11 protein-coding genes and 1 pseudogene are annotated in these 12,236 nt (G+C 62.5%); 6 read left to right on the top strand and 6 right to left on the bottom strand.

The genetic code is table 11. The features are described 5' to 3' along the window. Positions 1-36: 36 nt before the first annotated feature. The gene (locus tag AC0L3I_RS11450) at positions 37-1,089 is read right to left on the bottom strand and encodes an acyltransferase family protein (protein ID WP_473526955.1); all 1,053 of its coding nucleotides are present in this window, start codon (positions 1,087-1,089) and stop codon (positions 37-39) included. Between the two features lie 395 nt (positions 1,090-1,484). On the opposite strand from AC0L3I_RS11450, the gene AC0L3I_RS11445 reads away from it, so the two are divergent. Then, a complete protein-coding gene (locus AC0L3I_RS11445; protein ID WP_473526954.1) occupies positions 1,485-1,628 on the top strand; it encodes a hypothetical protein in 144 nt (47 codons plus the stop codon). Then, entirely contained in the window at positions 1,625-2,026 is a 402-nt protein-coding gene (locus AC0L3I_RS11440) for a DCC1-like thiol-disulfide oxidoreductase family protein (RefSeq protein WP_095496521.1), read from the top strand. Before AC0L3I_RS11445 ends, AC0L3I_RS11440 begins: the two co-directional genes overlap by 4 nt. A 189-nt stretch (positions 2,027-2,215) precedes the next feature. Here the strand turns inward: AC0L3I_RS11440 and AC0L3I_RS11435 are convergent, their stop codons facing one another. From AC0L3I_RS11435 to AC0L3I_RS11420, 4 genes and pseudogenes are all read right to left on the bottom strand, one after another. After that, positions 2,216-3,715: a thiol-disulfide oxidoreductase gene (locus AC0L3I_RS11435; RefSeq protein WP_473526953.1), complete on the bottom strand. Its 1,500-nt coding sequence runs from the start codon at positions 3,713-3,715 to the stop codon at positions 2,216-2,218. Between the two features lie 322 nt (positions 3,716-4,037). Next, positions 4,038-4,280, bottom strand: coding sequence for a hypothetical protein (locus tag AC0L3I_RS11430; protein WP_473526952.1), 243 nt, complete (start codon positions 4,278-4,280; stop codon positions 4,038-4,040). 273 nt (positions 4,281-4,553) lie between these two features. Next, positions 4,554-5,809 (bottom strand): annotated as a pseudogene (locus AC0L3I_RS11425) (NAD(P)/FAD-dependent oxidoreductase). Position 5,810: 1 nt separating this feature from the next. Continuing rightward, complete coding sequence (locus AC0L3I_RS11420) at positions 5,811-7,199, bottom strand: aminotransferase-like domain-containing protein (RefSeq protein ID WP_473526951.1); 1,389 nt, start codon at positions 7,197-7,199, stop codon at positions 5,811-5,813. A 312-nt stretch (positions 7,200-7,511) separates the two neighbouring features. Between AC0L3I_RS11420 and AC0L3I_RS11415 the strand changes: the two genes are divergently transcribed. From AC0L3I_RS11415 to AC0L3I_RS11400, 4 genes are read left to right on the top strand one after another with little or no spacing between them, the layout of a single operon-like run. After that, positions 7,512-8,675, top strand: a complete 1,164-nt coding sequence (locus AC0L3I_RS11415; protein WP_473526950.1) for an ABC transporter ATP-binding protein — start codon at positions 7,512-7,514, stop codon at positions 8,673-8,675. A gap of 5 nt (positions 8,676-8,680) precedes the next feature. Then, positions 8,681-9,730: an ABC transporter substrate-binding protein gene (locus tag AC0L3I_RS11410; RefSeq protein WP_473487532.1), complete on the top strand. Its 1,050-nt coding sequence runs from the start codon at positions 8,681-8,683 to the stop codon at positions 9,728-9,730. 6 nt (positions 9,731-9,736) lie between these two features. Beyond that, positions 9,737-11,017 carry an ABC transporter permease gene (locus AC0L3I_RS11405; RefSeq protein WP_473526949.1) on the top strand — a complete coding sequence of 427 codons (1,281 nt, stop codon included), beginning with the start codon at positions 9,737-9,739 and terminating at the stop codon, positions 11,015-11,017. A gap of 2 nt (positions 11,018-11,019) precedes the next feature. Further along, positions 11,020-11,844: an ABC transporter permease gene (locus AC0L3I_RS11400; RefSeq protein ID WP_473487530.1), complete on the top strand. Its 825-nt coding sequence runs from the start codon at positions 11,020-11,022 to the stop codon at positions 11,842-11,844. Between the two features lie 46 nt (positions 11,845-11,890). Here the strand turns inward: AC0L3I_RS11400 and AC0L3I_RS11395 are convergent, their stop codons facing one another. Beyond that, positions 11,891-12,229, bottom strand: a complete 339-nt coding sequence (locus AC0L3I_RS11395; protein ID WP_258123107.1) for a winged helix-turn-helix transcriptional regulator — start codon at positions 12,227-12,229, stop codon at positions 11,891-11,893. Positions 12,230-12,236: the final 7 nt, after the last annotated feature.

Raw genomic sequence — 12,236 nt, 5'->3', positions numbered from 1 at the left:
ATCGCCTGCTGCTGACGTCACCGGACGTGTTCGTGCTCAGCCTGCCCGGAACGCGAGGCTCCGCCTCATCAGTTGGATGCTGAGCGACAGGTCTCCGCTTCCGATGAACCAGGGAGACAGTATCAGGGACGATCTCAGTCCGCGATAGAGCAGATAGGGAAGTCCGAGCGACAGGGCGATCAGCGCCAACTCGGAAGACATTCCGAAGTCACGCAGCGTGAAATGAACGAACTGATGGACGAACATGATCACCAGCGAGGCCGCCCCGAATTCCGCCAACGGAGCGATGCGCAAGCTCGGCATCTCCATGAAGCGGATGAGGGCGAGGACAAAGGTCGAGATCGCCAGTGCAACGAGCAGGCCGAGAAGTGGGGGGCCGAAGATGGCGTTCTTCATGCTGAAGGTAAAGTCGGAACCCGTCCGCGCCGCCGCGAGCGCGGCCCCGGCAACCGCCACGACAAATACCGCCGACCACAGCGCGCTCATGCCGCGTTCGCGCAGGACATGTCCGAACCAGAATGCGCCGATGGCGAGCGGCACGTTCGTCAGAGCCAGCGGCGCGCGCACCTCCTGCCAATAGGCCTGGATTGAATAGGCGAGGCCGACGGATGCGCCGACGAAGATCAGCATGCCGGGATCGGTCGGTCCGCTAGTCCTGATCGCGACCTCGTTGTAGACAAGTTGCGTGGCGACGAGGCAGGTGACGAACCAGAACACGCCGAGTTCGCGGGTGAGGTGCCGTCCGCCCAGCAGTGCGTCGGTGATGAGTTCCCTGATCTGCCAGGGCGCCGGGGTGTCGCCGCGCAACAGGTCGACAGCGAGCACGCTCGCCATGATCGCGCCGAGAAACGTCACATAGGGGATGAGCAGGCCCTGGGCGCGCTTGCGGAAAAGCGCCTTCCTGTCCGAGACGGCGAAAAGGTAGCCGGATATGATGAAGAAGAACGGCATGAAGAAGAGCGATGCCGCAAAGTAAACCGGTTGCGCCCAGCGCCAGGTGCTGTGGTCGAGGACGTGGGCCATGACGACGAGGGTGATTCCCAAGCCCTTGGCGGTGTCCAGCCAGGTCTCACGCATGGGCAGGTTCAACTTCAGCGTTTCCTGGATACGGCCTACCGGCCGGCCCGGTCCTTCGGTTTCGATGGCGATTGTGCATCGCATCATACCTTGTGGCAAGTGCGAATTGGCTCGGATGCTCCGGATTGCCGATAGTCCGAATCAGTCGGCGAAATTCAGCATTCCGCTTGATTTTCCGCCGATCCTCACGCATTGTTGCGCTGCACAATATCGGGATGGTTCCGATGTGTCAGTTCAAGGCCTTTCGATAGGAAACGTTGACCCGGCACCGGTTACCGTTTTGCGAAAGGCAGCGGGCTGTTGAAATCGATCGCGCTTTGACGTCGGATCGGCCGGGTCCGATTTGAGGCAGCAAGGGATCACATACCAAGATGCTTCGCGACTTGTCCGCCTACAAGAAAATGATGATGCTCGGCATTATCGGGCTGCTGTTCGTCGCTGTCCTCGATGCCTTCAGCAACCTGCCGGTCGTTTCCGGCTGTGCGTTCTACGGCAATTGCGCGATCGCCGAAGCGCCGATCGAGCTCAGTCTGGACCCGACAGATCAATGAAGCCACCCGGGAAGACGGCGCTTATCGTCTATGACGGCGACTGCATCTTCTGCCAGAGCTATGTCCGCTTTGCCCGGCTGCGCGACGCGGTCGGTCCTGTCGAGTTGCTCGACGCGCGCTCAGGCGACCCGCGTGTTGTCGGGTTTCAGCGCCAGGGCTTCGACCTGAACGAGGGCATGCTCTTCGTTTTCGAGGACCGCGTCTATCACGGCGAGGAAGCCATCAATCTCCTGGCGATCCTCAGTTCCTCTTCGACACTTTTCGGCTGGCTCAACCGCCGGATTCTCTCAAACAGGACGGCCGCGCGGCTGATCTATCCGGCGCTCAAGCTCGGACGCCGGGCCACCCTGAGGCTTCGTGGCCGCTCGCTCATCCCTGCCGACCTTGACCGGCGCTAATTCATGTCGCGCAAAAGTGCGCAGCGGTTTTGCGATATCGACATGAACTTAAAGCGCGACGCGTGAATCCTTACAAACGCGATGCGCTTTAGACATTTCCCGGCGAAATAGATGGCTGAAGCCGACTGCCCGGCGACATCTACAGTTTCGTTCGTGAACATTCGAACAGCTCTCCTCCCAGAGCGGCGCTCAGTGTGTGCAGACCTTCGGCCGCGAGAAATCCACCAATTTGAAGGTAAGGAACTTTCGTTCGAGGAGGTTGGGCATTTCGCCTGCGAAGGTCGACGCGTTGGCGCGGGTAATCGTCTCGCCATCCTTCACGTAAGTCACCCAAGCCTCGGGCTTCCGGCGCAGTTGTTTCTTCAGATCGAGGAGGACGTGGTAATTGCCCGCCCGCGACTGCCGGACGAGATGGGGCTCCGAGGAATCAATGATCTTCACCACCTCGTTCTGATAGTTGAACAGGTATGGTGCTTTGGGAAAGAGCAGATGGTTGGTCTGGCCGGCTTCCGTGTGCAGATTGCTGAACATGTTGATAGAACTCTCCGTCTTGAGCCCGACATAGGGTGACAGGCAGGAGAGGAAGAACAAGCCCGGCACCAAATAGACCCAGAGCGGCTGGCGCGGCGAGGAAACGGTCCGGCAAGGCAGGTTCTGCAGAGCCACATAGGCCAGCACGACCATCGCCGCGCCGCCCACTACCGCCCAAATGAGGATCCAGACAGAGTGGACCATCATGTCGAAGGACCGCCCGGGAAAAGCATAGGTGAGCAGAATGACGAGGGTGACCGCGAACAGCATCACGGCCCCGCCCGGCAGCAAGATCCCGATCCGGCCGAACGTCTCGCGCAGCCGATTGGTAGACTCCAACGAGGTGCGATAAAGCGCCTCGCTAGCGGGCGTGGGGATGCTCAGCACATACAGCGCGAACACCAGGCTGGAAAAGTCCATGTACCAGGAATAGGCCGAGATCGGGATCACGTAATGGAAGACGAGTGCGAGGATGAACCCCACGGCGAAATAGCGCTTCCAGTAGAGAGACACGATCGCGATCGCCTCAATGACGAAGGTGGCGAAGATCGCAAGATACCGGCCAAAGAGATTGTCCTCGAGGCCGAACGGACGAGCCAGCGGAGCGTAGAGGCCCACCGCGCAACTCACGGAAGGGTCAAGGAAGTCGGTGTTGATCTTGTGGAAGATGCCGTAGAAATACATGATGGCGAGCAGCGACCGGGCGACGATCCGGATCTGTTGATAAAGGGACATCCGGTCCAGGGCGGCGCCGTGGCCGGCGGCCCGCAGATAGAGCACCGCTGCGCTGAGCAGGATAGCCCCGTTCATCACCGCCGTGATCGTCTTGTTATTCGAAGCGACCGGCATGCGCAGCGCGTATAGCACAAGCGATACCATCACGAGCCCGATCAAAAACTCGGTCCGCCGTGGGTACAGCAGGAGTAGCAAGCTGAACAGGACGACCGACCAGCTCAGAGCGGCAAAAAGCGGCCCCTTGTAGCCAAGCATGGCGTAGATATCACCGGCGATACTGAAGATCGCCGCCATTGCCCAGAAAGGAGTAAATGCCGTCAACCCGTCAAATGTGTCGTCGCGACCGCTGACGTTCGCGATTTTGCCGCGACCAATATTCCATAACGGTATGACGCCTGAGGACTGCTGCTGCCCTATAGACACTAGTTAGGCCCCCTCAAAGATCCTTTTGGCGGTTCTTTCGACGTCCAACTGAGGACGGCTTGCCGCCTTCGGAACCATTGCTCTATGTTGCACTGCAACATCAGCACGGGTTTAGATAAGAGTCAATCCGGTGTCGTCGGCAGATCCTCCTACTGGGCATCAGCCATTAAGAGACTGCTAGCAGGCACGGTGTAGAGCGGGATGCGTTCAAATTGAAATGGCCATCCCGCTCTATCTATTGTTTAGCTGTATTTCTGCGACGCCAAAACTTAAAGCCACGCACGGAGCCCTTCGGATGCGACGCGCTTTAAGAGTTCGCCGACTATCGCTGTCTTGCCGTTTTGGGAAATTCCACTACGTCCGCCGGCGGGCGCTTGTACTGGGCTGCGGCAATTGCATCGATCAGAATATCCAGAGCCGCGCGAGCTGCGCTGCTCGTCTCGTCATCGCCGCGCAAATAGTGGCAGGCTCGTTCAAGATGGAGGTGGGCGGCGGCAAAGTCGCTAGTCATGGATTCTCCTTTTGCCCGCCGTCCGACAAGGATGGCCCATTTCGATTTACCCAAAGGCGAATATCCACAGCTGGATTTGAATCAATTTTGGCCGGTTAACCAGATCTTCAGCATCGCGAGGCGACCTTGCTGCTGCGGACATGTGTTGAGTTCCGCCTCAGGCAACAGACCCGCTCCGGAGACCGGGGCGGGTTTTTGCTTGAATGCTTCGGGTGGAACCGGCATCCGCAATTGGCGCGCAGGCTGGCGTCAGTTGGGGGACAGAAGAGGATGCCGAACGCCTATCCAATGCTCACGCTGTCCTACTGCGGCCGAGCCGACGTACCTTCATGCATCGAAGCGGTCCGCTGCAAAGGGTGCGAGGCGGTCAGGATCGCCGCGTCCGGCAATCAGGTCGGCGACCATGCGAGCCGTGATCGGCGCCAGAGTGAGGCCGAGATGCCCATGACCGAAGGCATGGATCACCCTATGGCTGCCACGCGACGGACCGATGACCGGCCGGGAATCGGGCAGCGACGGCCGGAACCCGAGCCATTCGGATGAAGACCGGCCGAGTTGGGGAAAGAACTGCCTGACACCGCGATCGAGCAGCGCCAGCTGGCGCGGATTTGCCGGCGCTGCAAGCCCGCCGAGCTCGACGGTTCCGGCGGCACGCAGCCGGCCAGTCATCGGCGTCATGTTGAAGCCGAGATCGACAGGACAGACCGGACGATTGAGCAGAGGCGCTTCGGTCGGGAATTCGAGATGATAACCGCGTTCGGTCTCGAGCGGGACCTGTCGCCGGCCTGCATGGCCAACGCCCGCGATTGCGCGCCCGCGGCGATCACCACCGTGTTCGCCTTGATGCGAAGGCCGGAACCGCCGAGCCTGACACCGTCCGCCTCGACCCGCAGCCCGGTTATTGCAGCCTGCGCCACCGACACGCCGCGGGCGGTCGCTGCATCGAGCAGCCGCCGCATCAGCGTCTTCGGATCGGTGACGTTCATCGAGTCCGGGAAGTACAGGCCGCAGGCCCCGGTCGGGCCGGTCGGGGGCAGTGGGCTCCAGCGCGGCCCCTCTCCCGGCGTCAGAACCTCCTGATGCACACCAAACCCGGCGCGCAGCGCCCTGCCCCCAGCGGCCTTGGCGAAATCGCTCTTGCGGCGATACAGGTAGAGACAGCCGTTGCGGCGCATCAGGTCGGCCATATCGGCCTCTTTCACCATCTCCTCCCAGGCCGGCAGGGCCTCAGCCAGAAGCCCGGCGAGCGCCATCGCGTTGGCGCGGGTGGCCGCCGGAAGCGACTGCCGCACGAAGCGGACCAGCCAGGGCGCCAGCTGGAAAAACGCTGTCCAGCGCAATGCGAAAGGGCTGTCCGGATCGAGGAGCAGTTTCGGCAATTGGCGCAGCACGGCCGGGTTGCCGACCGGCATGCAGGCATATTCGGCGAGCGTTCCGGCGTTGCCGAACGAGGCGCCGGAGCCAGGCTCGTTGGGGTCGATGAGCAGCACCTCGCGCCCCTCGGCCGCAAGCCGGAGTGCCGTTGCCAAACCGACAATGCCGGCGCCGACTATGGCGACTTCCACGGTTTCCGGTGCTGCCATCCTAGACGAAGCCAGGCAGTTGCAGATGCCCGGCCGCGAGCAGTTCGGCCATGGTGTTCAGGGCCGTGCGCAGATCGTCGAGCGAGCGCGCGGCGCCGACATTGATGCGCACCCCGTGCTGCACCGGCTCGCGCCCAACCGCGAAGGCGTCGCCGGGAAGAACGGCAACGCCACGTTCCAGGCAGGTGCGAGCGAAACCCGCGCCCCGCCACGGCTCCGGGAGGCGCAGCCAGGCATGGGTCGAGGTGGCGTGGCTCTGGACATCGTAGCGGCCGAGGATTTCGGTGAGGATGGCCTGGCGCTGACGAAGCTCCTGCTTCTGGGCTTCGATGATGCGCGCCGCCGAGCCCTCTTCTATCAGCCGCGCGCCGATCAGCGCCGTCAGAGGGCTGATGCTCCAGCAGTTGATGCGTAAAGCCGCGGCGACCTGGCCGGCTATGGCGCGTGGCGCGATCACAAAACCGAGGCGCAGCCCTGGGGCAAGGCATTTCGACAAGGCGCCGATGTGAACCGTCAATTCGGGCTCGAGGCTGGCAAGCGACGGCGGCGGATTGTCCGCCAGCGGCCGGTAGACGTCATCCTCTATGATGAGGACATTATGGCGACGGGCCACAGCCACCAGCTCGTGCCGGCGTTCCTCGCCCAGTGTAATGGTGGTCGGATTGTGCAGGGTCGGCACCAGGAAAACCGCGCGCGGGCGCAGCTGCGCGCAGGCTGCCTCGAACGCGTCGGCTCGCATGCCGCCGCGGTCCATGGCGACGCCTCTGAGATCGAGGCCATGCACCCGGCACAGCGCATTGATGCCCTGATAGGTCACTTCGTCGGCGAGCACGACCTCGCCCTGCCTGGTCACCGCGCCAAGCACGCAATCCAGCCCATGCTGGGCGCCCGCCGCCAGCACCATCCGGCCGGGATCACCGTCGCCGGCCACCGGCCGCATCCACTCGGCGATTGCCTCCCTCGCCCACAGCGGCCCCTCGGGCGGATGATAGTCTTGGAGCGTGACGTAGTGCCGGTCCTTGGACAGGCGCGGCAACAGCAGCGCCAGCGCGTCGAGATAGGCCGAGGTCGCAGGTCTGTTGACGGAAAGATCGATGACGCCGGTGTCTTCGCTCGGCGCCGACACGAAACCTGGTCCTTCGCCGCCGTTGCGGGCGGCGACCGTGGTGCCGCGTCCGGGCCGCGCTTCGAGCAGGCCGCGCTGCTGCAGCGTCGACAGCGCGCGCGTCACCGTGGTGACGTTGATGCCAAGTGCGCGAGCAATCTCGCGCTGCGGCGGCAGCCGGTCTCCAACTGCAAGCGTGCCGGCTGCAATCCGTTCGGCAATAGCGTCAGCAAGGCGCCGGTAGACCGGGCCTTCATCCGAGGCGAGTTGCAGGTCCTGAAGCATGCGGATTGGCGGTTTCGGTGTGTTGACGCTCTGGCTACCGGCGCATCTAGCATGAGACAATGCTCCGGACAATAGCACTTGTCCGGTACATGTTTTCAAAATCCGGCTGAAAAATCTCACACAATCCCGAAGAAAGCCGCTTGACGGGCAAACTTGTCTGCATCTATGGTTCTTTAGCGACTGATTGTGTGAGCATACAAGTTTGGTTTGCCGCCCTTGCGCGGCCAGCGTCATGCGAGACCGACACATGCACGGCAAGCACCACCTCGTTTCGACAAGCGGCCATTGCCGCCGCTCAACGGATTTCCGTTCGTGATCGCCGAAGCGACAATCTTGCCAGCCGACAGCGCCGCTGCGGCACCGGACGCCCGCCGGCAGGGATTTGTCGAATTCGTCGATGTCGAAAAATCCTATGACGGCCGGGCTTTCGCGGTGACACGGCTAAACCTCAGTGTGGCGCGCGGCGAGTTCCTCACCCTTCTCGGCCCCTCCGGTTCGGGCAAAACGACGACGCTCAACATGCTTGCAGGTTTCGAACGGCCGACCAGCGGCGTCATTACGCTTGAAGGCCAGTCGGTCGACAGGCTGCCGCCCTACGAACGCAACATCGGCATGGTGTTCCAGAACTACGCGCTGTTTCCGCACATGAGCGTTGAGGAGAACGTCGCCTTCCCACTCTCGGTCCGCAAGATCACCAAGGCGGACGTTGCATCCCGCGTCGGCCGCGCACTCGACATGGTGCGGCTGCGGCAGTTCGGCGACCGGCGGCCAGCACAGCTTTCCGGCGGCCAGCAGCAGCGTGTCGCGCTTGCCCGCGCGCTGGTGTTCGAGCCGAGCCTAGTGCTGATGGACGAGCCGCTCGGCGCGCTCGACAAGAAGCTGCGCGAGCATATGCAGCTCGAGATCAAGCAACTGCACACCATGCTCGGCGTCACCATCGTCTACGTGACGCACGACCAGAGCGAGGCGCTGACCATGTCGGACCGCGTTGCCGTGTTCAACAATGGCGGGATTGCCCAGCTCGGTTCGCCTGATGATCTCTACAACACGCCGGAGAGCTCGTTCGTCGCGAGCTTCATCGGCGAGAACAACACGCTGGAAGGCAAGGTCGAGCGCATCTCCGGCAAGGAGTGCCGCGTCGCGCTGGACGGTGGCGGTTCGGTAACCGCGCTGGCCATCGGCGTTGCGGAGGGTGCGGCCTGCCATGTCGCCATCCGCCCGGAGCGGCTGAAGCTCGCGCCCGCTTCGAACGGAGCAAATGCGCTGGCAGCCACGGTCGATGGCCGCATCTATCTCGGCGACCACCAGCGTCTTCTGGCCAGGCTTGAAAACGGACAGGTGCTGACCGTCAAAGTCGGCCCCGAAGCGACCATGGGTAGCGGGGAACCGGTCACGGTTTCCTGCGCGCCCAACGACTGCCGTGCCTTTCCGGCCGATGCCGGAACGGGCGGTTCCATCTCGAAAACAGGGGAATAAGAACAATGAAAATCACAAAAACCCGGCTGTTCGCCTTCGCGGCAGCCACAGCATTCATCATGTCAGGACACGCTGCGTTCGCCGAAGAGCTTTCGATCATGGCCAGCGGCGGCGCCTGGCAGGATGCCCAGCGCAAGGCGTGGTTCGAGCCGTTCAGCAAGGAGACCGGGATCAAGATCGTCGAGCAGGAATATCTTGGCGATCTCGGCAAGGTAAAAGCGATGGTCGACACCGGTAACGTGCCGATCGATCTGGTGACGGTCGAGACCGCGACCGTGCTGCAGGGTTGCGACGCCGGCATTCTCGAGCGGCTCGACTATTCCAAGATCGCCCCCCGCGAAAAGTTCATCGAAGGTTCGGCACTCGACTGCGGCGTCGGCCTTGATGCCTATGGCGACGTGCTTGCCTATGATCCCAACGTGCTGAAGGAGGCGCCGACTTCGGTCCTCGACATCTTCGACACGACCAAGTTTCCGGGCAAGCGCGCGATGCGCAAGTTTCCGGCGCAGAACCTTGAATGGGCGCTGATGGCCGACGGCGTTGCGCCGGCCGATGTCTACGAGGTGCTGGCAACCCCCGAAGGCGTCGATCGTGCCTTCAAGAAGCTCGACACCATCAAGCAGGATATCGTCTGGTGGGATGCCGGCGCGCAGCCGCCGCAGCTCCTCGCATCCAAGGAAGTGGTGATGACCACCGCGTGGAATGGCCGTATCCAGAACGCCATCGACAAGGACGGGGCGCCGTTCAAGATCGTCTGGAACAACCAGATCCTCGAATATGACATGATTGCCATTCCGAAGGGCGCCAAGAGCCCGGACCTGGCCTACAAGTATCTTGCCTATATCAGCCAGCCGGAAATTAACGCCAAGCTCGCCAGCTACATCACCTACGGGCCGGTGCGCATCGATGCGGCTTCCTTTGTCGCGCCGGACGCTCTGCCGAAATTGCCGAACGCACCTGACCACATGACCGCTTACCTGGTCGCCGATACCGAATTCTGGGGCGACTATGGCGAGGATCTGGTCAAGCGCTTCAACGCCTGGCTCGCGCAGTAGGGGAAAATGTCGGCGCTTAAGCCCACGAAACTGGACCGGCCGCGGGCAAGCCGCGACTGGTCGGCCGCCGATTCCGGCACAGCAAGGTCGGTCGCGGCGGCGCTTCGCCGCGCCGATCTCGGCGACCGTCTGCGGTCGCTGGCGCTGGCGGCACCTTTGCTTGTGCTGCTGGCGCTGAGCTTCGGCATCCCGATCGTCCTGCTTCTGTCGCGCGCCGTCTATGATCCGACGATTGCCGACGCTTTGCCGCAGACCAGCCAGGCACTGGTCGGCTGGAACGGCACGGGACTGCCCGACGATGCTGCGTTCCTGGCCCTTGCCGCCGATCTCCGGAGCAATCAGGCCAAGGGCACCGCCTACGAACTCGCCAAGAGCCTGAACGCCCGTCTACCAGGTGCACGCAGCCAGGCGCTCAAGACGGTGCGTCAACTCGAGGCCGCCGACAGGCCGCCGCTGGAGGTGATGAAAGCAGTGCCGTTCTGGTCGGCCCCGGGCACATGGCCGGTCATCGAGAGCGGCACCCATAGCGTGACGTCGTTCTACCTGCTGAGCGCGCTTGATCTGCGCTGGAATGCCGATGGCGGCATCGAAAGGGTGCCGCCCGAACAGGCCATCTTCCTGCAGGTGTTCATGCGCACATTCTTCGTCGCCGCTGCGGTGACGCTGGCCACGCTGATACTGGGCTTCCCCCTCGCCTACCTCATCGCCTCCGTGCCCAAGGGCCTCGCCGCCATCCTCATCGTCGCGGTGCTGTTGCCGTTCTGGACGTCGATCCTGGTGCGCACCGCGGCCTGGACGGTGCTCCTGCAGAAATTCGGCCTGGTCAACGATCTGCTGCTGTGGCTCGGCGTTGCCGACGACCGGCTCGACCTGATGTACAGCCGCATCGGACTGATCATCGCCATGACCCACATCCAGCTGCCGTTCACGCTGCTGCCGATCTACAGCGTCATGCGCACCATCCAGCCTTCGCAGATGAAGGCTGCCTATTCGCTCGGCGCAAAACCTTTTACCGCGTTTCGCCGCGTCTACCTTCCACAGGTCTTTCCGGGCGTGATGGCCGGCTGCCTGCTCACCTTCATCCTCTGCCTTGGCTATTACATCACGCCGGCACTGATCGGCGGCGCCAGCGACCAGCTGATCAGCAATTTTATCGCCAACTACGTCAATGTCGAACTGAACTGGGAGATGGCGGCGGCGCTCAGCTTGATCCTGCTCGTCTTCACCCTGGCGCTGTTCGGCATTTTCGCCCGCATCCTCGGCCTCGACCGTCTCAAGCTGGTGTAGCCATGTTGCTGTCTCCCTACCCGACGACAGGCGAAAGAATCCGCATCACCCTGCTCTGGCTGTGGTGCGGCATGGTGATCCTGTTCCTCCTCGTGCCGATCCTCATTCCCGTTCCCTTGTCGTTCAACAGCGGCGCCTTCTTCATCTTTCCGCTGGAGGGAATTTCGACGCGCTGGTACGAGGTCGTGCTTGGAACCCAGCGCTGGCAAGCAGCAATCGGCAACAGCCTGATCGTTGCGTTCGGGACGACGCTGATCGCAACGATACTCGGCACATTGACGGCTATTGCGCTTTCCGACGAAAAGTTTCCCGGCCGCCGCATCGTCATGCCGCTGCTGCTGTCGCCACTGATCGTGCCGGTGGTGATCACCGCCGTCGGCTCATATCTGTTCTATGCACGCGTCGGCCTTGCCAGCACCTATGCCGGCATCATCCTGGCGCACACCGCGCTCGCCAGTCCCTTCGTCGTCGTCACGGTGGGAGCGAGCCTCACCGGCTTCGACCGTAATCTGATGCGCGCCGCCGCCATCTCCGGAGCAAAGCCCATCACATCGTTCTTCAGGGTGATGCTGCCGCTGATCCTGCCCGGCGTGCTGTCAGGGGCGGCCTTTGCGTTCGTCACCTCGTTCGACGAGGTCGTCGTGGTGCAGTTCCTGGCCAGCGCCAATCAGCGCACCATGCCGCTCGAAATGTTCATCGGCCTGCGCGAGAAGCTGAGCCCGGCAATCACCGCTGCCGCGACGCTGATGATGGCACTGTCGATCATACTGCTCGTCGTTGCCAATCTTCTGGCCCGCCGTGGCAAGCAGCGACCGCGCATTGACTAGGAATGTCGTGCGGCGGTCGGCCAAAGCCCCCATAGGCCTGCCCGCGTCAGGCCGCTTTACGGTGCGATTTCCATGTCTCGTGGTGCTTGCCCCACGCCGACATGACTGTCACCGCATCGTTCAGGCTAAAGCCGAGCGGCGTGATCGAGTATTCCACGCGAGGCGGCACCTCGTCATAGGCGCGCCGGCTGATCAGCCCGTCGGCTTCCATCTGCCGCAATTGTTGCGTGAGCACCTTTTCGCTGACGCCAGGCAACAAGCGGCGCAGTTCGGCAAAGCGGTATGGCCGCAGGTGCAGTTCCCATAGCAGCGAGGTTTTCCACTTTCCGCCGATGGCCTGCAGCGCGGCAGCAAAACCGCAGCTGTCTGGTTCCTTGCGCCTCATTTGGCAG

The sequence above is a fragment of the Mesorhizobium sp. WSM4840 genome (assembly GCF_055811755.1).
Note: the sequence above shows the minus strand (reverse complement) of the source record. Positions and strands in the feature narration are given on the sequence as shown.